Annotated in this window: 25 protein-coding genes and 1 tRNA gene; 10 read left to right on the top strand and 16 right to left on the bottom strand. The window is 71.5% G+C overall.

Annotated elements, in window-relative coordinates:
- Positions 1–81 precede the first annotated feature (81 nt).
- Positions 82–1,200 (top strand): hypothetical protein, encoded by a 1,119-nt coding sequence (locus tag ACERZO_RS22865; protein ID WP_372666763.1) that lies wholly within the window; start codon positions 82–84, stop codon positions 1,198–1,200.
- Positions 1,201–1,446: 246 nt separating this feature from the next.
- Positions 1,447–1,707, top strand: a complete 261-nt coding sequence (locus ACERZO_RS22860; RefSeq protein WP_372666762.1) for a pentapeptide repeat-containing protein — start codon at positions 1,447–1,449, stop codon at positions 1,705–1,707.
- 219 nt (positions 1,708–1,926) lie between these two features.
- On the opposite strand, the gene ACERZO_RS22855 is transcribed toward ACERZO_RS22860, so the two are convergent.
- Entirely contained in the window at positions 1,927–2,229 is a 303-nt protein-coding gene (locus tag ACERZO_RS22855) for a putative quinol monooxygenase (protein ID WP_372666761.1), read from the bottom strand.
- A 446-nt stretch (positions 2,230–2,675) separates the two neighbouring features.
- Between ACERZO_RS22855 and ACERZO_RS22850 the strand changes: the two genes are divergently transcribed.
- Complete coding sequence (locus tag ACERZO_RS22850; protein ID WP_372666760.1) at positions 2,676–3,089, top strand: GlcG/HbpS family heme-binding protein; 414 nt, start codon at positions 2,676–2,678, stop codon at positions 3,087–3,089.
- 304 nt (positions 3,090–3,393) lie between these two features.
- Here ACERZO_RS22850 and ACERZO_RS22845 read toward each other — a convergent pair.
- Positions 3,394–3,466: transfer RNA gene (locus tag ACERZO_RS22845), tRNA-Asn, on the bottom strand.
- 167 nt (positions 3,467–3,633) lie between these two features.
- Between ACERZO_RS22845 and ACERZO_RS22840 the strand changes: the two genes are divergently transcribed.
- Complete coding sequence (locus ACERZO_RS22840) at positions 3,634–3,804, top strand: hypothetical protein (protein ID WP_257919844.1); 171 nt, start codon at positions 3,634–3,636, stop codon at positions 3,802–3,804.
- Here ACERZO_RS22840 and ACERZO_RS22835 read toward each other — a convergent pair.
- Genes ACERZO_RS22835 through dnaG form a run of 3 tightly spaced genes read right to left on the bottom strand, consistent with a single transcriptional unit; the run spans position 3,794 to position 7,046 of the window.
- Positions 3,794–4,555 (bottom strand): trans-aconitate 2-methyltransferase, encoded by a 762-nt coding sequence (locus ACERZO_RS22835; RefSeq protein ID WP_372666759.1) that lies wholly within the window; start codon positions 4,553–4,555, stop codon positions 3,794–3,796. The two genes, ACERZO_RS22840 and ACERZO_RS22835, sit on opposite strands and share 11 nt — an antisense overlap.
- A 48-nt stretch (positions 4,556–4,603) precedes the next feature.
- Complete coding sequence (locus ACERZO_RS22830; RefSeq protein WP_372666758.1) at positions 4,604–5,125, bottom strand: hypothetical protein; 522 nt, start codon at positions 5,123–5,125, stop codon at positions 4,604–4,606.
- Between the two features lies 1 nt (position 5,126).
- On the bottom strand, positions 5,127–7,046 hold the full coding sequence (gene dnaG, locus ACERZO_RS22825) for a DNA primase (protein WP_372666757.1): 1,920 nt from the start codon (positions 7,044–7,046) through the stop codon (positions 5,127–5,129).
- Positions 7,047–7,078: 32 nt separating this feature from the next.
- Here dnaG and ACERZO_RS22820 point away from each other — a divergent pair, with 32 nt between their 5' ends.
- Positions 7,079–8,032 carry a sigma-70 family RNA polymerase sigma factor gene (locus ACERZO_RS22820; protein ID WP_372666756.1) on the top strand — a complete coding sequence of 318 codons (954 nt, stop codon included), beginning with the start codon at positions 7,079–7,081 and terminating at the stop codon, positions 8,030–8,032.
- Here ACERZO_RS22820 and ACERZO_RS22815 read toward each other — a convergent pair.
- The 3 genes from ACERZO_RS22815 to ACERZO_RS22805 all read right to left on the bottom strand — a co-directional run bounded on the left by ACERZO_RS22815 (position 8,004) and on the right by ACERZO_RS22805 (position 10,785).
- The gene (locus ACERZO_RS22815; protein WP_372666755.1) at positions 8,004–8,774 is read right to left on the bottom strand and encodes a hypothetical protein; all 771 of its coding nucleotides are present in this window, start codon (positions 8,772–8,774) and stop codon (positions 8,004–8,006) included. The genes ACERZO_RS22820 and ACERZO_RS22815 overlap by 29 nt on opposite strands.
- A 63-nt stretch (positions 8,775–8,837) precedes the next feature.
- Positions 8,838–9,404, bottom strand: a complete 567-nt coding sequence (locus ACERZO_RS22810) for a carboxymuconolactone decarboxylase family protein (RefSeq protein ID WP_372666754.1) — start codon at positions 9,402–9,404, stop codon at positions 8,838–8,840.
- A 22-nt stretch (positions 9,405–9,426) separates the two neighbouring features.
- Complete coding sequence (locus ACERZO_RS22805) at positions 9,427–10,785, bottom strand: MFS transporter (protein ID WP_372666753.1); 1,359 nt, start codon at positions 10,783–10,785, stop codon at positions 9,427–9,429.
- A gap of 24 nt (positions 10,786–10,809) precedes the next feature.
- Between ACERZO_RS22805 and ACERZO_RS22800 the strand changes: the two genes are divergently transcribed.
- Positions 10,810–11,256, top strand: a complete 447-nt coding sequence (locus ACERZO_RS22800; protein WP_372666752.1) for a MarR family winged helix-turn-helix transcriptional regulator — start codon at positions 10,810–10,812, stop codon at positions 11,254–11,256.
- Here ACERZO_RS22800 and ACERZO_RS22795 read toward each other — a convergent pair.
- Complete coding sequence (locus ACERZO_RS22795; RefSeq protein WP_372666751.1) at positions 11,253–11,930, bottom strand: carboxymuconolactone decarboxylase family protein; 678 nt, start codon at positions 11,928–11,930, stop codon at positions 11,253–11,255. The genes ACERZO_RS22800 and ACERZO_RS22795 overlap by 4 nt on opposite strands.
- Positions 11,931–12,031: 101 nt before the next feature.
- Here ACERZO_RS22795 and ACERZO_RS22790 point away from each other — a divergent pair, with 101 nt between their 5' ends.
- The 3 genes from ACERZO_RS22790 to ACERZO_RS22780 are packed head-to-tail and all read left to right on the top strand — an operon-like array spanning position 12,032 to position 13,392.
- Positions 12,032–12,634 carry a TetR/AcrR family transcriptional regulator gene (locus ACERZO_RS22790; RefSeq protein WP_372666750.1) on the top strand — a complete coding sequence of 201 codons (603 nt, stop codon included), beginning with the start codon at positions 12,032–12,034 and terminating at the stop codon, positions 12,632–12,634.
- Positions 12,635–12,665: 31 nt separating this feature from the next.
- Positions 12,666–13,010, top strand: a complete 345-nt coding sequence (locus tag ACERZO_RS22785) for a VOC family protein (RefSeq protein WP_372666749.1) — start codon at positions 12,666–12,668, stop codon at positions 13,008–13,010.
- Between the two features lie 4 nt (positions 13,011–13,014).
- Entirely contained in the window at positions 13,015–13,392 is a 378-nt protein-coding gene (locus ACERZO_RS22780) for a VOC family protein (protein WP_372666748.1), read from the top strand.
- Between the two features lie 30 nt (positions 13,393–13,422).
- Here the strand turns inward: ACERZO_RS22780 and ACERZO_RS22775 are convergent, their stop codons facing one another.
- The gene (locus tag ACERZO_RS22775; protein ID WP_372666747.1) at positions 13,423–13,962 is read right to left on the bottom strand and encodes a DinB family protein; all 540 of its coding nucleotides are present in this window, start codon (positions 13,960–13,962) and stop codon (positions 13,423–13,425) included.
- A 50-nt stretch (positions 13,963–14,012) separates the two neighbouring features.
- Between ACERZO_RS22775 and ACERZO_RS22770 the strand changes: the two genes are divergently transcribed.
- Positions 14,013–14,699 (top strand): alpha/beta fold hydrolase, encoded by a 687-nt coding sequence (locus ACERZO_RS22770; RefSeq protein ID WP_372666746.1) that lies wholly within the window; start codon positions 14,013–14,015, stop codon positions 14,697–14,699.
- On the opposite strand, the gene ACERZO_RS22765 is transcribed toward ACERZO_RS22770, so the two are convergent.
- From ACERZO_RS22765 to ACERZO_RS22740, 6 genes are all read right to left on the bottom strand, one after another.
- A complete protein-coding gene (locus tag ACERZO_RS22765; protein ID WP_372666745.1) occupies positions 14,700–16,511 on the bottom strand; it encodes a glycosyl transferase in 1,812 nt (603 codons plus the stop codon).
- Positions 16,508–17,599, bottom strand: a complete 1,092-nt coding sequence (locus ACERZO_RS22760; RefSeq protein ID WP_372666744.1) for a serpin family protein — start codon at positions 17,597–17,599, stop codon at positions 16,508–16,510. The genes ACERZO_RS22765 and ACERZO_RS22760 overlap by 4 nt, the downstream gene beginning before the upstream one ends.
- A 539-nt stretch (positions 17,600–18,138) precedes the next feature.
- Positions 18,139–19,413 carry a deoxyguanosinetriphosphate triphosphohydrolase gene (locus tag ACERZO_RS22755; RefSeq protein ID WP_372666743.1) on the bottom strand — a complete coding sequence of 425 codons (1,275 nt, stop codon included), beginning with the start codon at positions 19,411–19,413 and terminating at the stop codon, positions 18,139–18,141.
- A 34-nt stretch (positions 19,414–19,447) separates the two neighbouring features.
- Positions 19,448–20,101, bottom strand: coding sequence for a YdcF family protein (locus tag ACERZO_RS22750; RefSeq protein ID WP_372666742.1), 654 nt, complete (start codon positions 20,099–20,101; stop codon positions 19,448–19,450).
- Between the two features lie 24 nt (positions 20,102–20,125).
- Positions 20,126–20,731 carry a response regulator transcription factor gene (locus tag ACERZO_RS22745; protein ID WP_372666741.1) on the bottom strand — a complete coding sequence of 202 codons (606 nt, stop codon included), beginning with the start codon at positions 20,729–20,731 and terminating at the stop codon, positions 20,126–20,128.
- Positions 20,728–21,933 carry a sensor histidine kinase gene (locus ACERZO_RS22740; RefSeq protein WP_372666740.1) on the bottom strand — a complete coding sequence of 402 codons (1,206 nt, stop codon included), beginning with the start codon at positions 21,931–21,933 and terminating at the stop codon, positions 20,728–20,730. Before ACERZO_RS22740 ends, ACERZO_RS22745 begins: the two co-directional genes overlap by 4 nt.

Below are 21,933 nucleotides of genomic sequence, written 5' to 3'. Positions count from 1 at the left end.
CTGGCCTCGGTACCGAACCGAGTGGTTTGGCCGGCACCCCTCGTGGAAACCGGCGGCTGCCGCCAAGCGAGGGGAAACCACATGAACGCGCCACGCCAGGTGGCCGTCGGGGTGCTGGCCGACGAAGGACTGCCGGAGCAGGTGATCACGACGATCGCCGACGATCTCCCCCGGATTTTCGCCGCCCGGGTGAACGGGGAGACGCGGTGGCGGGTCGAGCACGAAGTGGACCAGCTGCCGCTGGACGAAGACGGGGACATCCCGATGCGCACGCTGGCGCAGCGGCACCGGCAGGACCGCGGCTGGGACCTGCTGGTCCTGGTCACCGATCTGCCCCGGCGCGCGGGGACGAAGCCCGTCGTCGCCGGGATCGATGTCGAGCACGGGGTCGCGATGATCTCGCTGCCGGCGCTCGGTGCCGTCCTGCTGCGCCGCCGGGCCCGGGCGTTGCTGGTCCGCGTGGTGCGGCAGCTGGTGTCCCGGCGGCTCGGCATCGACGGAGACCATCGTGCCCGAGGAGCGGTGGCACGATTGCGTGAGGCGCTGGCCCCGACCCAGCGCATGTCCGGCGGACGTCAGTCGTCCGCGACGCACCTCGCTCTGGTCGGCCTGCGCGGCCGGCTGCGGCTGCTGGCCGGGATGGTGCGGGACAACCGTCCGTGGCGGCTGGTACCGCACCTCGCGGGCGCCACCGCGGCCGCGGCGGGGACGGCCGCCTACGGCATCATCACCAGTTCGTTCTGGAAGCTCGCGGACGCGCTGTCCCCGCTGCGGCTGGCGGCGATCACGGTGGTCACCGTCCTGGTCATGACGGTGTGGCTGACGGTGTACAACCACTTGTGGGACCGGCCTTCCGAAGCCGCCGAGCGCCGCAAAGCGCTGCTGTACAACGTCTCCACCGCAACCACACTGGCGATCGGGGTGACGTGCATGTACGCGATCCTGTACGTGCTCGCCCTGCTCGCGGCGGCCGTCCTCATCGACAGCGGCTACTTCGCCCAGACCCTGGGACACGCGGTGGGTGCGGGTTCGTACCTGAACCTCGTGTGGCTGTGCAGCTCGGTCGGCATCGTCGCCGGCGCGCTCGGATCAAGCCTGGAAGACGAAGAGACCGTCCGCAACGCGACCTACAGCCGCCGCGAGCGAGAACGCCAAGAACGCAACCGGCGCCGACGGGAGGATCGCCCTGCTCAGGGATAGCAAAAAGCCCAGGTCAGCGACCTGGGCTTTGCTCCCCCGCTTGGACTCGAACCAAGAACCCTCCGGATTATTGGTTCGAGTCTTTTTGAGTCGACGTCAGTCGATCTAGCTGGGATCGCCCCTAGTTCGACAGGCTGTCCGGTTGCGCAGCGACCTACACCGGTTCACGTACACGACGGAAACCGGCACAACCCAAGACTGGACCGCCGACCGCCCGGCCGGTTCTTCGTGCACGGCGACAGCCGCGTGGCGACGTTCGACGGCCGCGCCGGGTTCAGCGAGACGACCTTCACCGACGCCAGGTTTGACGGGGCAGCCTTCACCAGCGGAGTCTGGTTCGACAAGACGACCTTCAGCAGCAACGCAGAGTTCAGCCGGGCGGCCTTCACCAGTGTCGCTTGGTTCAACGAGGCGAGCTTCAACGGCGATGCCAGGTTCGGCGGGGCGACGTTCAGCAGCGGCGCCTGGTTTGGCGAAGCAACCCGACAGGGCCTCTACGACACCTGACACGCCGCCGCATGACGAGGCGCCTCCCGACCCTTTTACGTAGAACCGTCCCGGGATCTACACGAGCAGGGACGCGGGTACGAGATGCAGGCGCGGAACGCTTGCGCCACGGGCCGTGGTCAGCCCTCCCCGGGGTGTGGCCGGCTTCGCCGTCCGGGTGCCACCACCAGAAAGGCGCGGCACTCGGCAAGGGGCCTCGGGGCTATCCTCGGTCCCCCTTCACGTCAGCTTCGAGGCCAGCACATCGAGCTGCGCGATGTCAGGCGGCTTCGCGAACAGCTCGTCGGCCCTCGCCCCGAGCGCTTGGCCGACCTTGCCCTGCAGATGGGTCGTGCGGCCGGCGTCGTCGGGGAAGAAGTCCACGATCGCGTACGTCGTCGGTCCGAGCTTGACGGCGAACCAGGGGTAGGTGGCCGGCTCGTCCTCGACCAGTGAGCGGCCGGTGTTGAGGAATTCCTCGACGTCGGCTTCCTTGCCCGGCTGTGCCTCCAGCGTCACCAGCAGTCCCTTTGTGACGGACATGTCGACCTCCTGCGGTTCGTTCGATCTCCGGACCGATTTCAGCATCGGGTGGTGTGGGCGGGCGGCGCATCGGCCCGCCGGGCCCGATATCGAGCGTGGTTGTTGACCTGTCGGGCCGGGTCTGAGCTGAGGGCTTCCTACGCGTCGAAGCCCAGGAAGTAGGGGTCTGCACAATCACCTCGCTCATTCACACCTTTGGGGGTGCACTTGCATGGCCGCGAAGGTTCACGTCGCCGCGGAAGTCGACCGTGGCACTGTGGCCTGCCTGTTGTGGATCAGCGCGTTGTGGATCACGTACGCGTCCCCGGCTGGGGTAGTTCTTGAGTTGGGCCCGCCGTGCGCATCGGAGCACGCGAGGTTCGGCCCGGTGGGCGGAGGCGCTCGGGGGTGGACGACACCAAGCTGTGGGCTCGCCACCACGTACCCACAGCAGGAGGGACCTTGCTATGACCATCAAGACGGAGTCCGTGTCGCTGGAGGACGCCCGGCGAGTCATCGCCGCGGGCGAGGCCAAGGCCGACGAGATCGGCTCGCCCAGCAACATCGCCGTTGTCGACGCCGGCGGCAACCTCGTCGCGCACGTCCGGATGGACGAGGCTTGGATCGGGAGCGTCGACATCTCGATCAACAAGGCCTTCACGTCCCGGGCCTTCGACATCAGTACCGCCGACCTGGCCGCCAGCGCGGGTCCCGGTGAGCAGTTCTTCGGAATCAACGTATCCAACAACGGACGCGTCATGATCTTCGCGGGCGGTGTCCCGCTGCGGCACGGCGACCGGATCGTCGGCGCCGTGGGCGTCAGCGGCGGCAGCGGTGAGCAGGACCAGACCGTGGCCGAGGCGGCGGCGACGGCTTTCTGACGACTGTCCCCGCCGTACGGTGATCGGCGAAGCCTCAGCGCGGCTGACGCGGCGACCGAGCGAGCTGAGGTGCCGGAGTCGATGTCGCGATCCATCTAATGCGCCGAGTCCGGCGCGGTCGTAGAGCAGGACCAGCTGTCGTGCGAGTTCCGTCGGACGACCGGCACCGGCTTGCCAGGTCAGATCGGCGAACAGCTTGATGCAGCCAGGACCGGTGCGTGCAGACCAGTCGCCCCAGCTCGCGACACTAAATCGCCCCTACTCGTGGGTAGCAAAAAAGCCCAGGTCAGTGACCTGGGCTTTGCTCCCCCGCTTGGACTCGAACCAAGAACCCTCCGGTTAACAGCCGAATGCTCTGCCAGTTGAGCTACAGGGGAATGTTGCTCACTTCCGGTGCCGTCCGTCTCCGTCCGACGAGAAGAACTTTAGCCCATGCCCTCGCACCCTCAGCACCCACCCCCCACTTGGCGCAACCGCCCCCTCGCCGCCGTTTTCCTGGACAATGGACAGTCGGACGACCTACTGACGGAAGGCGTGGACGCGGATGAAGAAGTTCCTGCTGGGGGCAGGCCTGGGGTACGTGCTGGGCGCCAAGGCAGGCCGGGGGCGGTACGAGCAGCTCGTGCGCACCTACCGCCGCGTCGTCGACCACCCCATGGTCCAAGGCGCCGCCGGGGTTGCGCGGGCCAAGATCAGCGAGAAGGTCAAACGGTAGCCACGAAGAACACCCTGCGGAACTCGAACCACGTCGTCCCGTCGGCGCGGGTCGGGTACGCCTCGGCCAGCAGCGGGGCCAGCTCCGCGCGGAACTGGCCCCATTCGGCGTCCGGCAGGGCCGCCCGGATGGGACGCAGCGCCGTTCCCGCGATCCACTCCAGCACCGGCGACGGCCCGCGCAGCGGCTGCACGTACGTCGTCTCCCAGGCGTCGACGCCGCAGCCCGCGTCGGCCAGGAGGTTCGCGTACTCCAGGGGGCTCGACACCGCGTCGTCCTCGCGCAGGACGACCTCCGCCAGGCGGGACGACCAGGCCGGGGACGCCGCCAGCTGCCTCGTCAGCGCGTGTGACGGCGCGTTGAAGTTGCCCGGCACCTGCACCGCCAGGTAAGCGCCCGAGGGCAGTGCGGTGACCCACTGGCCGAGCAACGAAGAGTGGTCGGGCACCCACTGCAGGACGGCGTTCGACACGACGACGTCGGTGTCCGGCGCCGGCTGCCAGTCGCGGACGTCGAGCAGGGACGCGTCGAGTCCGCGGCCGCGGGCGGCCGCCACCATTTCGGGTGAACTGTCACTGCACTCCAGGGCCGCCGAAGGCCACCGTGAGCGCAACGAAACGGTCAGGTTGCCGGGGCCGCACCCCAGGTCGACGACGCGTCGCGGAGCAGTGGCGCCGATGCGGGAGATCAGGTCGTGGAACGGCCGGGCCCGCAGGTCGGCGTAGTCGAGGTACTTGTCCGGATCCCACACGGCCGCCTCCCAGCAAACAGTACGCCTGTACTGAGTACGAGCGTACTGCTACTCGGCGGGCTTGGCCAGCTTCGCGGCGACCTGCTCGGCGATGGCCGTCACCAGCTCGACGTCGGTGCCCGGGTCGGGCCGGACCTGCAGGACGCTGCCGTCGCGGCCGGGCACCTTGCGCTGCACGAACCACGCTCCCCCGGACCCGATCTCCTGCCGGTGCCGCGAGCGGATCGAACCCTCGACGCGCTGGTAGGCCTCGCGCGGCACCTTGCCCGGCTCGGGCAGCCGGAAGCGCACCGGCGGGAGGTCGGCCAGCACGACCGCCGAGCCCGCCGTGCCGACCTCCGACGACTCCGTCAGCGTGAAGACGCCGTCCGCCCAGGTCGCCTTCCCAATGAGGTGCCAGCCGACGCGCCGCGCCCCGCCTTCGGCCGGGATCCACAGCCCCAGCGCCGTCACGACCAGGTAGCCACCACCCTCGACGGCCGCGCTGTCGACGACGTCCTCGCCCGGGTCCAGCGCACCCGCGAAGTCCGGCGGCGTGCGGTCGCCCAGCAACCGGCGCAGGAAACTCATCTCAGCTCCACGTGCTGGCGGCCGCCTGCTCGCCCAGCGACTTCTTGTACTGCTCCAGCGCGACGAGGTCGCCGAACAGCGCGCGGTAGTCGTCCGGCGCTTCGACCGGCGAGAGCCGCTGCAGCTTTCCCTTGATCTCCGCGATCTGCCGGCCGACGAGCCCCTCCTGCAGCCGGGCGAGGATCGACGAGATGTACCGCGAGTCGACTTCGTCCTTGGCCTGCAACGGTTCCACGGCCAGCTCGGACAGCACGCGCCGGACCGTCCCTTCCGGACAGTGCAGGGCCGCCGCGTCCAGCAGCGCCGGGCCGGTCAGGCCCGAACCCGCGCCGCCGGCCTTCAGGACCGCCTCGTGAACCGCCACGTACACCGGGTGCGTGAACGCCTCCAGCGGCAGGGCGTCGTACTCCGGCCCGGCGATCGCGGGCTGCTGCAGCGCGGCCTTCAACGCCTCGCGCTGGACGGCGAACCGCGGGTCCTTCGGCGCCGGCCGGGCCACGTCCTGGGAGGGGCTCGCCGCCGGGGCGGCCTGCTGGCCGCGCGCGGGCTGGCGCAACGGCGCCCCGCCGCGCTTGTCGGTCGCGCCCGCGCTGCCGCGGACCCGGTTGACCACCTGGGCGACGTCCTGCCAGCCCACCCACCAGGCGAGTTTCGACGCGTAGCCGTCGCGGGCCGCGCGGTCCTTGATCGACGCCACCATCGGCACGGTCTTCTGCAGCGCCGCGACCTGGCCGTCGACCGAGTCGAGGTCGTAGTTCTTGAGCGTGCTGCGGATGACGAACTCGAACAGCGGGGTCCGCCGCGCGACCAGGTCCTTCACCGCGCTGTCGCCCTTGGCCAGCCGCAGCTCGCACGGGTCCATGCCGTCCGGCGCGACCGCGATGTACGTCTGGCCGGCGAACGTCTGGTCACCCTCGAAGGCCTTCAACGCGGCCTTCTGGCCCGCTTCGTCACCGTCGAAGGTGAAGATCACTTCGCCGCGGAAGGCATCGTCGTCCATCATCAGCCGGCGAAGCACCTTCATGTGGTCCTCGCCGAACGCCGTGCCCGACGACGCGACCGCCGTCGGCACACCCGCCGCGTGCATCGCCATCACGTCGGTGTAGCCCTCGACCACGACGACCTGGTGCCGCTTCGCGATCTCGCGCTTGGCCAGGTCGAGGCCGAACATGACCTGGGACTTCTTGTAGATCGGCGACTCGGCCGTGTTGAGGTACTTCGCCGAGATCCGGTCGTCGTCGAACAGCCGCCGCGCGCCGAAGCCGACGACCTCGTTGCCCACGTCGCGGATCGGCCAGACCAGGCGCCGGTGGAAGCGGTCCATCGGACCGCGCTGGCCCTCCTTGGACAGCCCCGCGGTGAGCAGCTCCTTGACCTCGAAGCCGCGGTTGAGCAGGAACTTCGTCAGCTTGTCCCAGCCGCCGGGCGCGTACCCGCAGCCGAACGTCTTCGCCGCGGCGGCGTCGAACCCCCGCTCGGACAGGAAGTCCCGCGCCGTACGCGCCTCGTCGGTGAGCAGCTGCTCGGCGTAGAACTCCTGGGCGGCGCGGTGCGCCTCGATCAGCCGGCTGCGGCTGCCGCGGTCGCGCTGGATCGTCGCGCCGCCGCCTTCGTAGGTGAGCCGGATGCCGACCCGGTCGGCCAGCCGCTCGACGGCCTCCACGAACGTGATCAGGTCGATCTTCTGGATGAACTTGATCACGTCGCCGCCCTCGCCACAGCCGAAGCAGTGGAAGGTGCCGTGCGTCGGGCGGACGTTGAACGACGGGGTCTTCTCGTTGTGGAACGGGCAGAGGCCCTTCAGGCTGCCCCCACCGGCGCGGCGCAGCGCCACGTACTCCCCGACGACCTCGTCGATCCGGTTCCGCTCGCGCACCTCCGCGATGTCGCTCTCCCGAATCCGTCCTGCCACGCCGTCCACTCTATCCTCGCCCGTTGCGGCACACTCGGGGCATGGCCTCCACGCCCACCGCCCAGGACACGCTCGCCACGGAGTTCGCCGCGCACCGCGGTCACCTGATCGGGGTCGCCTACCGGCTGACCGGGACCCGCGCCGACGCCGAAGACGCCGTCCAGGAGTCCTGGCTGCGGCTGGCCGGGCTCGACGACGCCGGCCGCGCGGCGATCCGGGACCTGCGGGGCTGGCTGACCACCGTCGTCGGCCGGATCTGCCTCGACCGGCTGAAGTCGGCCGCGGCCCAGCGCGAGAAGTACGTCGGCAACTGGCTGCCCGAGCCGGTCGTCACGCCGTTCGGCCGCCCGGTGAGCGAGGACCCCCTGGACGTCGCCGTGCGGGACGACGGCCTGCGGATGGCCGCGCTGGTCGTGCTCGACAAGCTGACCCCGGAGCAGCGCGTCGCGTTCGTGCTGCACGACGCCTTCTCGGTGCCGTTCGCGGAGATCGCCGACGCGCTCGGCGTCTCGGTCGACGCGGCGCGCCAGTACGCGTCCCGCGGCCGCAAGGCGCTCGCCGACGCCGACCCGGCGCCACGCGTGCCGCTGGACGACCAGGCGAAGATCCTCGAGAAGTTCGTCGTGGCGCTGCAGGCCGGGGACATCCGGGCGATGACCGAGCTGCTCGCCCCGGACGTCGTGCTCATCGGCGACTCGAACGGCAAGGGCCGGACCACGCGCCAGCTCATCGTCGGCGCGGACAAGATCGCCCGGTTCTTCGTGGGCCTCACGAGCAAGTACCCGCCTGGGGTGCTCACCCGCGGCGAGCCGGTGCTCGTCAACGGCGACCTGGGCGTGTACCTCGCTCCGCAGCCGGGCCGGGACGGCTTCTTCGCCCTCGACGAGCACGTGCAGGCGATGACCGTCCGCGACGGGAAGATCGTGGCGATCTACGACGTCGTCAACCCGGACAAGCTGGCCCGGATCACGCGTCCCGGCGACGAGCCCGCGTGATCCCGCCCGCCAGCAGCAGCGCGGCAAAGGCACCGAAGTAGGCCAGCGCCCAGCCCGGGGGCAGCGGCGAGTCGGACAGCACCGCGGCGTTGCCGCCGTCCCGGCCCGCGTTCGCTTCGCCGGTGCCGCTGAGGAACTTCGTGACGGCGTTCAGCGGCAGCCACCGGTGGATCGCCTGCCCGGCCCGCGGGATCAGCTGGACGACGTTCTCCGCCATCAGCGGGTAGGCGACGAGCACCGCCACCGCGCCGGCGGTGTGGCGCAGGAGCAGGCCGACGCCGACCCCGCAGACGGCGGCCAGCGCGAACACCGGGCCGGTGCCGGCGACGATCGTCCAGTCCGCGGCGCTGTCCAGCGCCAGGTCGGCGTCCGGGGCGAGCACCCGCGCGACCAGCCAGGCCGCGAACGCGGCCGTTTCGCCGATCCCGAACCCGTACCCGGCGACGAGTGCGGCCTTGGCCAGCAGCACCGGCGTCCGGCTCGGCACGGCCTGGAAGGTGCCGTGGATCGTGCCGGAGTGGTACTCGCTGGTCACCGCGAGCGCCCCCAGCAGCAGCACCGCGACCAGCGCGAGCTGGTAACCGAACTGGGTGCTCGCGACGGTGGGCGGCAGCCGCGACTCGGTGGCGGTGAGCGCCGTGAGCGCGGCCGGGAAGACCAGCGCGACGAGCGCGAAGACGCCGCACACCCAGGGCGTGGCGATGCTGAAGAGCTTGATCCGTTCACTGGCGACGAGGTGCATGCCCGGAACGGTCCCGCGGCGGACCCCGGCAGCGCGTCCCCCCGGGGTCCGATCCCCGGTGTCCTACGGGAGCGGGACGCGGCAGGCGTCGCCCGAGGTGAAGCCCTGGTCGACGATGCCGAGCGCGCTGTTCATCCGGGCGCGCGAGTTCTCCAGCGCGATCTGGTAGGTCAGCTCGACGACGCCGGCGCGGCCGAATTCGCGCTCGAGCTCGGCGACCTGCTCGTCGGTCACCGTGACCTGCTCGCCGGACATCGCGTCGGCGTAGGCGATCGCGAGCCGTTCCTGGTGGCTGAACGCGGGCGAGGTCGCGTAGTCGTCGATCTTCTTCAGCCGTTCGATGTCGAGGCCGTCGTGCTTCTGCAGCATGGTGCCGAAGTCGACGCACCACGAACAGCCGATCCGGGTGGCGACGCGGTAGACGGCGAGCTCGCGCACGTTCGCCGGCACCTTCTTCGACGCGCGCTCGGCCAGCGTTTCGTGCACCGCGTAGGTGCGGAGCAGGGCCGGGTGGTGGGCGGCGACGGCCATCGGCTCGGGCACGGCGCCGTAGCGGCGGCCCGCGAACCGGTACATCAGCTTGAGCACGAGGCCGGCTTCGGACGTCTTCTTCGCGGGGATGCGAGGCATCGGCGTTCTCCTTCGTTCGCGGTCATGAGGAGGACGAGACCGCTTCGGAAGACGTGACAGCGGGCGCGGTGACGCAGGCCACGAGCATGATCGCGGCGGCGGAGGCGAACACGACGGTGAGGCCGGCGGCGCCGAGCCCGCCGGTCGTGGCCAGCGCGAGCCAGCCGAACACCGCGGCCCCGGCCAGCCCGCCGGCCTGCCGGGCGAAGGTGAGCGAGCCGAGCGTGACGCCCAGCAGGTCGCGCCGGGCCCGCGTCTGGCCCAGGACGGTGTAGGCGGACGTGCAAACCGCGAAGGCCGCGCCGATCGCGAACAGGCCCGGCGCGAGGAGCCACGGGCTGCCACCCGTCGCAGCCGCGACGGCGATCGCGGCGAGCCCGGCCGTGCCGACGAGGCAGCCGAACCGGCCCCACGCCGCCATTTCCGGGTGCCGGCGGGCCAGCGTGGCGAAGGAGGCGGACAACGCGAGCTGCCCGGCGGTCATCGCGACCAGCAGCAACCCGGTCGCGGCGGCGTCGGCTCCCAAAGCCGCGACGAGCGCGACGTAGGTGAAGGTGCCGTAGAGCGCCGCGCCCGCCAGTCCGTTGACCAGCACCGCGCGCGCCAGGACGGCGTCCGCGAACACCTTCGGCGAGATCAGCGGGCTCTTCGCGCGACGCTGCCTGCGCACGAACAGGAAGCCCGTCGCCACGGCGGTTGCGGCCAGCAGCGGCGTCCACAGTGGACTATGGGCGAGGGCGTCGACGGTGCCGAGCGCGACGACGGCCGACCCGGCGGCCACGAGCAGGGCGCTGCTTCCGACGTCGAACTTTTCGCCTGCGCGACGGGGTTTCGCGGGCAACCCGCGCAAGCCGAGCACCAGCGCCGGCACGCACAACGGCAGGTTGACGAGGAAGATCCAGCGCCAGCCCGGCCCCGCGGCGAGCAGGCCGCCCAGCGGCGGGCCGCCGAGGGTGGCGGCCGCGAACACCGCCGTCTGCCAGCCCTGACGGCGAAGCAGCTCGTCGCGTTCGAACAGCTCGCCGAGCGCGCTCATCGCCGTGACGATCAGGCCGCTCCCGCCGAGCCCCTGCAGCGCGCGGGCGGCGATCAGCGAGCCGAGGTCGGGCGCGGCGGCGCACCACGCCGAGGCCGCGGCGAACACGAGGACCGAGCCCGCGAAGGAGACCCGGCGGCCGTAGAGGTCGCCGAGCCGTCCGTGCAGCGGCGTCGCGACGGTCAGGGTGAGCAGGCCGGCGGCGGTCACGGCGACGAGTCCGGTGCGGGCGTGCAGGTCGGCGCCGATCGACGGCAGGGCCGCGGTGACGATCAGGCCGTCGAGCTGGGCCATGGCCATGCCGAGCAGCAGGCCGGAGAAGGCGAGGTTCCGAGATGCGTGCATAAAGCACACGTTATAACGTGCCTTATGCACGCATCAAGCGCGGGTCCCGCACTCTTCCGCCTGGTCCGGCACTGGGCCCGCCAGTGGGCCCCGGACGTCGTCGAACGCTTCGACGCGGACGCCCCGCCGGCGTGGACGGTGCCGAACCTCTTCGTGATCCAGGCGATCGACAGCGCGGCGCGCGACGAGGTGACGGTCGCCGACGTGGCCCGCCAGCTGGGTATCGACCGCTCGGTGGCCAGCCGGATGGTCGCCGAAGCGGGCCGGGACGGTTTCGTGGTGCGCTCGACGTCCCCCCGCGACGCCCGCCGCGCGGTGCTGACGCTCACCGAAGCCGCGAAGGAGTTTCTCGCGGCTTCGCAGGCCCACCAGCGTCAGGCGTTCGAGGCGCTGGTGGGCCACTGGGACGCGGAAGATCGCGACCGTTTCGCGGGCTACCTGACGCGGCTCGCGGACGAAGTCCTCGGTTAGCCGAGAATCGCGTTCAGCGCTTCCCAGGCGTGCCAGGCCCGCGTGACGCCGAACTGGGCGTTGAACCGCAGCGCCGCGCGCACGTCTTCCGGCGACGCGCCGCCCCGGAGCGCGCGTCCGACGTGGATGCGGAACGTGTCTTGCAAGGTCTGGTAATGGACGTCGACGCTGAGGCTGACCAGGCCGCGCTCCCGTTCGCTCAGCGTGCCCGGCCCGTGGCCGCCGCGCATCCGCGACTGGAGTTCGAAGAACCCGGTGAAGTGCGGGTCCAGCTCGTTCAGCCGCGCCCGCACCTCCTCCGGCAGGGGGCTGGGGCCGTCCGGCACCGGTTCGGGCGCCGGCAGTTCCGGGTCGATGCCCAGCTCCGCTTCCAGCTCGGTGATCCGTTCGACGCCGGCCGTCGCGGCGTGGTAGCCGCAGTCGTACGAGACGAACCGTAGCAGCTCACGAACGTCCGAAGTGGACACTCCGGCGGCCAGCCCGGCTCGCACGTGGGCCGTGAACGCCAGGCCCAGGCTCGCCTGGCAGACGTCGGCCGTGACGCAGAGGAACGTCTTCTCCCGCTCGGTCAGCTCGGGAATCGCCCGGACGTAGCGCGCGGTGGCGCCGACCAGCCCGGCGAACGCCGGGTCGAGCGCGGCGAGCCGGTCGAGATTCGTTTCGGTGGTGGTCAAGATCGTGCTCCCTCAGTGTGCTGAACGTACGTAGCGCTACAGCTGTAGTGCAATTGACGCTACACCTGTAGCGCGATGGGTGTCCAGCTACACTGACCTCGATGGAAGAGACGACCCGCCGCCGTCCGAACGCGCGCGGCCAAGGCGAACTGCTGCGCGACGAGATCGTCACGGCCGCCGTGCGGATGCTCGAGGAGCTGGGCGACGACGAAGCGCTCTCCCTGCGAGCCGTCGCGCGCGAGGTGTCGATCGCGGCGACGTCGGTCTACCTGCACTTCCCGGACCGCGACGCGCTGGTCCTGGCCGCGATGCGGCGCTGCCACGAGGAACTCGTCGGCACCGGCGACGCCGCCGCGGCGGCAGCACCGGACCCGGCGGCCGCGCTCCGGGCCCGAATCCTGGCGCAGGCGGCGTGGGCGCGCGAGCACCCCGGGCTCTACAAGGTGCTGCACGAAAGCGCGGTCCACCGGCGCCACGGCATGCCGTTCAAGGAGGTCATGGTCGCCCGCACGACCGAGGCGGTCCAGGCGTGCATGGACGCGGGCCTCGCCCCGGCCGACGACGCCGCGACCGTCGCGATCGACCTGCGGACCGCCGTCAACGGCATGCTCGCCCAGCGGATCAACGAGCCGGACCTGCCGTGGCCGCCGGCCGTCGAGCAGGTCGACCGGTTCCTGGTGAAGCTGGTCGGCCTGCACTTGTGATCAGCGGGGGAACCGGCTTGGGTGGGCGGGTATGACCCTCCAGACGGTGGTCCCCCGGATGGTGGTGCGCGACCTCGTCGCCGCCGTCGCGTTCCTGCGGTCGGTGTTCGGCGCCACCGGCGAGGTCGAAAGCGGGCGGCCCGCCGAGATCCGCATCGGCGACTCGCTCGTCATGGTGTCGGCCGAAGGCGAGCGCGCGCTGTTCCCGGCGTTCCTGTACGTGTACGTCCCCGACGCGGACGCGACGTACCGCCGAGCCCTCGACTGCGGCGCGACGAGCCTCGAGCCACCCGCGAACACGCCGTACGGTGACCGCCGCGCGATGGTCCGCGACCCGTTCGGCAACGTCTTCCAGATCGCGCACCGCCGTGGGTGACCGCGTGCCGCGGCTGCGCCAGGTCGTCCTCGACGCGCCGGACGCCCGCGCGCTGGCCGAGTTCTATAGGCGGTTGCTGGGGTTCACGCTCCGCCCGGGCGACCCGGACGACTGGGCCGTCCTGCTCGACCCGTCGGGTACTGCGCGGCTGGCGTTCCAGCAGGTTCCGTCGCTGCCGGCGCCGACGTGGCCGGCCGGCCCGCGGCCACAGATGCTGCACCTCGACCTGACCGTGGAAACACGCGCCGAGCTGGACGACCAGCACGAACGAGCGCTCTCCCTGGGCGCGCGGCTGCTGGCCGACCACGCGGACGACCCGGAAGAACCGCTGCGCGTCTACGCCGATCCGGCGGGCCACCCGTTCTGCCTCTTCGTCGGCTGATTCCGCCAGGCCCGTGAGGAGCCCTGTGAGCTACTCCCCGGTGCTGCCGTCGATCGACTCGCGGATGAGGTCGGCGTGACCGTTGTGGCGGCTGTACTCCTCGATCAGGTGGACCAGGATCCAGCGCAGGCTCGGCGAGGTCCCGTCCCGCCGCGTGTGCTTCGAGGGCTGCGAAAGATCGCCGTTCGCCAGCGCCTCCGCGTACCGCTCGCGGGACCGTGCGACGGCCGCCGCCCAGAGCTCGCGGAGCTGCTGCGGCGAGTCCTGCGCCGCGGAATCCCAGTCCCAGTCCGGGTTTTCGCGCCAGTCGACGGTGTTCCACGGCGGCGCCGGCTCGCGGTCGAACAAGACGCAGGAGAACCAGTAGTCCTCGACGTACGCGAGGTGCTTGAGCAGCCCGCCCAGCGTCAGCGTGGCCGGTGGGTGCGTCGCGCGCAGGGCCGCTTCGCCCAGCCCGGCGCACTTCCACGCCAGCGTGTCGCGGTGGAAGTCGAGGAAGCCGAGCAGGATCGCGGCTTCGTCGCCGTCGACGGGCGGCTCGGTCCGCCCCTGGTCGTCCACTGAGGTCACGGGCGCCGACTCTACCGAAATTGTCGGACCCCTCCGCTAGGTTTCCCGGCATGGCTGAATTCGTTTTGGTGGCAGGCGCTTGGCTCGGTTCGTGGGCGTGGGACGACGTCGTCCCCGGGTTGCGCGAAGCGGGCCACGGTGCGCACGCGGTGACGTTGTCCGGCGTCGCCGAGAAACGCGGAGTGCCCGCGGGACAAGCGAGGCACGTGCAGGACATCGTCGACGTCGTCTCGCAAGGCGACCTGCGGGACGTCGTGGTGGTCGGGCACAGCTACTCCGGCATCCCCGCCGGGCAGGCGGCCGAGCGGATCGGCGACCGGCTGCGGCGCGTGGTGTTCGTCGACTCGAACGTGCCCGCGGACGGGGAGTCGTTCACGTCCGTCTGGTCCGAGGCGCAGGTCGCGGCGCTCACCGAGCGCGGCTTCTGGCCACCGCTGACCGCGGAAGACTGTGCGGGCCAAGGACTCTCGGACGCCGAGATCGCCCGGTTCGTCGAGGGTTCGACCCCGCACCCGGCTGCGGCGCTGACCGAGCCGGCCGAGCTCGCGCGGCCGCTGGGCGAGCTGCCGGCGACCTACGTCAAGTGCCTGCTCGACGGGGAAACGCCGAGCCCGGACGTCGTCGCGCTGCTGGAAAGCGACCGCTGGGAGCTGGTGGAGCTGAACACCGGGCACTGGCCGATGTTCTCGCAGCCGAAGGAGCTGACCACGATCCTGCTCGGCGCCGCGAAGGCGTGATCACGGCGTCAGCGGACGCACGTCCCAGATCCACACCCCGCCGACGAACTCCGCCGGCTTCCGAAGGAGGAGCTCCACAGTGGACTTCAACGCTTCCTGGTTCTGCCGCGGCCCGACCACGAGCACGTCGGCCTTCCAGTAGCGCAGGTCGGCCAGGGCCTGAGTGCGGTCGGCTTCGGTGACGTCCGCGGCCTGGCCCGTCTTCTCCACCTCGGCGAACAGGTCCGACGTCGGCAGCGGCACGGCGCCGTAGCGGCCGCGGCGGTCGGTCGGCGAGGTCGGGCCGACGAAGTACCCCTCCGGCATCGGGTACCCGAGGCCCGCGTCGACCTGCCAGTGCAACGGCTCGGCCTCGCCCGTGCTCGGCAGCGGGACCGGCACCAGCGAGCCGCCCGGGCCGACGTACTGACGCCAGATCCCGTCGGCGAAGAAGGGCGGCGACAGCGGGCGTTCGTGCGTCACCAGCTCCGTCGGCGCGATCGGCAGCAGCACCGCCACCACCGCGCCGATCCACACCATCTTCAGGGGGAACCGTTGCTTGCCTTCGAGGGGTTCCGGTTGTTCGGCCGCCGCCGTCCACACGCGGTGCGTCGCGATCGCCAGGAGCCCGCCGACCACCGGGATGCAGCCCATCGCGAGCCGGGACTCGAGCAGCGAGTCCAGCAGCGGCAGCTGCCCCAGCCACTTCCACGGGCCGGGGATGCCGGTGTCGTCGTGCGCCACCGTGATTTCGATGCCCAGCGAAAGGAGGGCCATCACGTACATCGTGATCGCCAGCGCGCGCGAAACGACGTCGCGCCACAGCCAGATCGTCAGCACCACCATGAGGACGATCAGCGGCCAGCCGAAGAACGCGTTCTCCTCGGTGCGGTTCATCGACACGTCCGCGGCCGCCTCCGGCGCGCCGGCGATCGACTGCGTCGCGAAGCGGGTGAACGCCGCCGTGTCGTTGCCCGCCGATCCGTGCAGCAGCGAGTGGAAGCTCTGCGGGCCGAAGAACTGCCAGTACAACGGGAACCCGGCGATCAGCAACGCGATGACCGCGCCGACACCGATCCCCTTGCCCAGCGGCGCCAGCATCCCGCGGATCTCCGCGCGGTGCGGGATCAGGTAGGCGACGGCGAAGACGATGAAGGTGAGCGCGAAGATGGCCAGCGGTTCTTCGCCGAGCAGGATCTGCCACGCGACGAGCAGCCCGAGAAAGACGCCGTTGCGGACCGGCCGTTCGCCGTGCGCGATCTGGATCGTCTTCAGCGCGATGAACGGCAGCACGAACAGCACGACGAAGTTCGGGTGCGCGTTGCCGTGCGAGATCATCGGCGGCGCGAAGCCGCAGAACGCGCCGCCGATCGCGGCCGCCGTCCGGTTCGGCACGAGGTGGCGCGAGAAGACCCAGTACCAGCCGGTCGCGGTGCCGGCGAGGCCCGCGGTGAGCACGATCGCCCACGTCAGCGTGGCGCCGAAGGTCAGCGTGATCGGGGCGAGCGGGATGTTGAGGCCGAACATCGCCGCGTTGGCCGCCATGTTGACGCCGAGCGGGTAGTTCTGCAGGTCCGTCGTGAACGGGTTCTGGAAGTGCAGGACGGACTTCGCGACGACCGTCGAGTACCACTCCCACTGGCTCTGGTCGGCGGCGCCGTTCCAGAGGTAGCCGCGCTTGAGGTCGAACCAGAGCCCGTTGTAGAGCAGGATCGTGAAGAGCAGGAAGCCGCCGGTGATGGCGGAGTCCTGCCACGCCCAGCGCTTCGGGCCTTCGGGTGGTTCGGGTGCGGGCGGAACGAGTTCGGGGACGGCTTCGGACTTCAAGCTCACGGTTCGACCACCCTGGCGAAGAAGTGGAGGGCCCCGGTGCCGGCGTGCCGGACCAGCAGCAGGAACGGCCGGTCCACCGTCACGGTGACCGGTTCGTCGATGATCATCGAGGTGAGGCGCATGGTGAGCGCGGTCGCCGCGGCCCCCTCGAAGCCTTGTTCGTCCACCCGCAGCACGGCCTGGTGCAGCACCTCGGACACGGTGAGCCGCGGATCCGGGGAGAGCCCGCTCAGGTCGGCCTCGTCGGTGAACATCGTGCGGACGCCGAGCCCGCGCAGCACGCCGGTGAGCGAGCTGGGGATGTCGAGCGTGATCTTCGGCAGCGCGAGTTCGACCGGCTTGACCTTGACCTGGTCGAGCAGGCTGGTCAGCGTGGCCTGGTCGAGGGCAGCTTCGGCGTCGGCGAGGTCGCCGTCGGGCAGCAACACGACGGCCTGCAGCCCGCCCGCGGCGACCAGCTGCACGGCCTGCCAGCCGGCGGCGTGCGCGTAGCCGACACGCTCGCCGAGCCACATCGTCGGCACGTCCCGCGTGCCGGACGGCGCGTGGAAAGGCGCGTCGGAGGTGTTCGCCTCGCGGAACGGCAGCTTCCACGCGGCTTTGAGGTAGAGCGCGTTGACGAGCACGGCGGCGACGTCCCGGTCGATCGAGCCGGGCGGCAGCAGCTGCGGGATGAGGCCACGCGTGGTGCGCTCGACATCGGCGTTGACCAGGGCACGCGCGCCTTCGGGGTCTTTCTCGAAGGGCGCGCTCGAGACGGCGGCACCGGGCCACTCGGACAGCGCCGCCTTGAAGGAGTCTTCGAGCGGGAGCCGGTCGTCGGCCCACAGGGTGTTGGCGACGGCGAGTTCGGCCTGTTCGCCGCGGCTCTCTTCGACGAGTTCGGCGGCTTCGCGCAGCAGGACGGTCTGTGCGTCGGGATCGCCGACCAGCGCGACGAGCTCCTCCCGGGTCTGTCCCTGGGCGGCGCGCGCGGCCAAGGTCAGCGCACTGGCCACCGAGTAGGGGGAGAAACAGGTGTTCCCGCCCTCGGCACCGAGGGCCCGGTGGACGGCGAGGGCGAACCGGAGGTGGCTGTCCGTGGCCATGCGGGCGAGAGTACCGGAACGCGTGACCCCGCCGGGCGACCACGCGGAACTCCGCCCAAGGGTGACAAATCCCCCACGGCTGATCGCACAGCCGGGTGCCAAGACCACCGCGCGGCCAGGTACGCAGGACGCCCGGACCAGGGCCCGCGCTGGTTTGCCACCCGGCGGCGCCGCTCTGGCTGCGGGCAACCGTCGCGACCGGGGCCGGCGGCCGATCACAACCCGGCACGGCAGCCCGGCACAGCAGCAGCCGACCGCCACAGCAGCCCCGCGCGACAGCGGCCCACCGCAACTCGGCGCGACAGCGGCCACCCGCAACCCCGCACCGCAGCCCGCCACAGCAGCGGCCGATCACAACCCGGCACGGCAGCCCGGAACGGCAGCAGCCGACCGCCGCAGCAGCCCCGCGCGACAGCGGCCCACCGCAACTCGGCGCGGCAGCGGCCACCCGCAACCCCGCACCGCAGCCCGCCACAGCAGCGGCCGATCACAATCCGGCACGGCAGGCCTCAATCCCCCACTGCGGCCGGCCGCGCCCGTCAGCGGTGGTGGCGGGTCACGTGCCACGAATGCCACGCGTGGGCCTGCGCGTCCGTCAAAGACGCAACCTGGTCGATCACCACCCGCAGCAACCCGGCGTCATCCCGCGCCGACTCCCAGGCCGGCACGAACAACGGGTCCAACGACTCCGGCGCCCGCCTCGCCAGCGCGTGAACCAGTTCCACCAGCAGCTCCCGCTGTCCCTCCTGCATCGCCAACCGGCGGCGGTCGCTCATCACGTACCGCAGCGCCAGCGCCTTCAGCAGCGCCACCTCGGCCGCCACCTGGTCCGGGACGCACAGCCGCGCCCGGTACCGCCCCAGCGGCCCCTCGCCGAACTCCGCGCGTGTGCTGCTGACCGCCGCCGTCGTGAAGCGGCCGACCAGTTCGCTCGTCAGTCTCTTCAACGCCACCTGCGCGCCCGGGGAGCCGTCCGGTTCCGCCGAAGCCAGTTCCGCCACCACCGGCAACGCCAGCAGCTCCGCCGCCGCATCCTCCAAAGTGGACACCGACAGCGACGAGAAGTGCTTGGCCGCCGCTTCGGCGACCGCCGCGCGCTCGTCCGGGTGGGCTAGCACGCGCAGCTTGATCCGGCCGGCCAGCACCCCGTCCTCGACGTCGTGCACCGAATACGCGACGTCGTCCGCCCAGTCCATGATCTGGGCTTCGAGGCAGGTCTGCTCCACCGGCGCCCCGGACCGGAACCACGTGAACACCGGGACGTCGTCGCCGTACACGCCGTACTTCGCCTGCCCCGGCTTGCGCGGCCACGGGTACTTCGTGGTCGCGTCCAGGCACGCGCGCGTCAGGTTGAGCCCCACCGGGTCACCTTCGGCCGACAGCAGCTTCGGCTCCAGCCGCGTGAGGATCCGCAGCGTCTGCGCGTTGCCTTCGAAGCCGCCGCACGCGGCCGCGACCTCGTCGAGTGCGCGTTCGCCGTTGTGCCCGAACGGCGGGTGCCCGATGTCGTGCGCCAGGCCCGCCGTGTCGGCCAGGTCCGGGTCCGCGCCCAGCTCGTCGGCGATGCCGCGGCCGATCTGCGCGACCTCCAGCGAGTGCGTCAGCCGCGTGCGCGGGACGCCGGTGACCTCGGCGCCCTCCCCCGGCCCGACCACCTGGGTCTTGCCGGCGAGCCGCCGCAGCGCCGCCGAGTGCAGCACGCGGGCCCGGTCACGGGAGAACGCGCTGCGCCCGTCTTCACGCGTGCCGGGCAGCGCCGCGCCCTTCGCCGGCTCCGGCAGCAGGCGGGCGGTGTCGTGCTCGGTGTAGTCCACCCGACCAGCCTAAACGGCGGTACCGACAAAAATCTCAGCCCAGGAACGTGGCGAAGAGATCGTCGGCCGGGGTCTTCGTCAGCCGGTAGTACAGCAGCGCGCCGGTCTCGCGGACGATGTAGCGGACCTGCGTGACGCGCTCCTGCACGATCGGCCCGCTGTGCGTCGGCGCGGTCCAGGCGTCCAGGCCCAGGTCGTCGGCCATCGTGCGGGCCCGGAACGAGTGCCACGGGTCGCTGACCAGCACCGCCGTGTGCCAGCCGCGCCCCTGGACCTGCTCCGCGACCGCGCGGAGGCTGCGCAGCGTGTCGCTGCCCTCGCCCACCGCCAGCGTCGCGGCGGACGGGACGCCGTGCCGGGTCAGCCAGAGCTGGCCGGCGCGGGCCTCGGTGAAGTTGTCCTCGGCCTTCTTGCCGCCGGCGGTGACGATCGTCTTCGCGACGCCCGCGTCGTAGAGCTGCTTCGCCTTGACCAGCCGCGCCGCGTAGATGTCCGACGGCTTCCCGTTGTACTGGGCCGCGCCCAGCACCACGATGACGTCGGCGGGCGTCCGGTCGTTCTCGCGCGCGACCTGCCAGACGCGGAACGCCGTGCCGCCGACCAGCGCGAGCAGTACGAGGACCGTGCCGAAGGCGATCCGGCGGACCCAGCTCGCGAGCGACGGTTCGGTGCGTTCAGCGGTACCCACCCGGCCCATTCTTTCAGAGGCGGCTCAGAGCCAGCCACGCTCCTCCGCGACACGCACGGCTTCGGCCCGCGTCCGGGCGCCGGTCTTGCCGATCGCGGCGGACAGGTGGTTGCGCACGGTCCCTTCGGACAGGTGCACCGCGCGCGCGACGTCGGCCACCGTGCTGCCGTCCTTGGCTTCCCGCAACACGTCCCGCTCGCGCGCGGTGAGCGGGCTGGCGCCGGTGGCCAGCGATTCGGCGGCCAGCGCCGGGTCCACCACCCGAAGTCCACTGTGGACTCGACGGACGGCTTCGACGAGCTGCTCGGGCGGGGCGTCCTTGACGACGAACCCGGCCGCGCCCGCCGCCATCGCGCGGGCCAGGTAGCCGGGCCGGCCGAACGTCGTGCAGATGATCACCCGGCACGACGGGAGCGCGGCTCGCAGGTCGGCCGCCGCTTCGAGCCCGTCCTTGCCCGGCATCTGCACGTCCAGCAGGGCGACGTCCGGCTTGGTCTCGCGCGCGGCGGCCACCACCTCGTCGCCCGAGCCGACCTGCCCGACCACCTCGATGTCGTTCTCGAGGCCGAGCACGGTGGCCAGCGCACCGCGCACCATGGCCTGGTCGTCGGCCAGCAACACCCGGATCAAGCGAGTCCTCCCGCGGGTTCGGCGCGCACGGCCGGGGCGGCCGCGCGGGGTTCCGGCTGCGGGATCTCGGCCCGCACCAGCAATCCTCCCCCGGGCCGCGCCGACGCCCGCAGGGTGCCCCCGACCGCGTCGAGCCGCTCGGTGAGCCCGCGCAGGCCGTTGCCCGGGACGACCTCGGTGGCCGTGCCGTCGTCCTCGACCTCCAGCCAGGTGCCGCCCAGCCGGACCTTCACCTGCTTGGCGCCGGAGTGCCGCAGCACGTTCGTGACGGCCTCGCGCAGCACGTACCCGAAGGTCGTCTGGAACTCCGGCCGGACGTTGTCGACGGCGTGCGGCAGGTCGGCGTCGATCTCCGCGGCCCGCAACGCGGCCCGGGCGCCGACGATCTCGGCCGACAGCGACACCTCCCGGTACTCCGAGACGGTGGCGCGGACGTCGGACAGCGCGCTGCGGGTGAGGCCCTCGACCTCGCGGATCTCCTCGACCGCCCGCGGGATGTCCCCCGAGCTCTCCAGCACCCGCCGGGCCAGCCCCGCCTTCACGGTGATCGTGGTGAGGCTGTGCCCGAGCAGGTCGTGCAGGTCGCGGGCGACGCGCTCGCGTTCGTTCGCCACGGCGAGCGTCGCGATCTCCTCGTTGGCCTGCTGCAGCCGTCGGACTGCCCGGACCAGGCTGGACATGAAGAACATCGCCATCGTCACCGAGCCGACGGTGACGAGGTCCCCCCAGTTGTCGGCGAACCGGCCGCCGATCAGCAGGATCACCGCCGCGACCAGCAACGCGGCGCCGTCGAGCAGCACCACCCAGGCCAGCGGCAGCAGGAACACCAGCGCGGCGGTGCCGTAGAGCAGGACGAACGGGCTGGCGTGCGTCGTGGCGACCACGGCGAGCCCCAGGACGAGCATCCACCCGCTGTAGGCGAACCGGAACGGGCGGCCGCGGTCGAACGCCACCGGGAAGAGCGCGTAGGAGATCGCGACACTGTAGACGAGCACCCACAGCACCACCACGCCGAAGGTCACCCGGTCGACGGCCAGCAGCTTCTTCGTCACGGGGATGAGGTAGGGCAAGGTGAACACAATCGATAGGAACGGCCACCGGAACTTGTCCGGCCCGCTCCGGCCCCGGTTGGGCGGCGGGTCCTCCCACCACGTGGCGTGGTTGCCCAGCCCGAACCGCTGGTTCACGTCGTCCTCGGCCAT

This window comes from Amycolatopsis kentuckyensis (assembly GCF_041679295.1).
GTDB lineage: Bacteria > Actinomycetota > Actinomycetes > Mycobacteriales > Pseudonocardiaceae > Amycolatopsis > Amycolatopsis kentuckyensis_A.
This window is presented reverse-complemented; position numbering and strand designations above follow the sequence as displayed.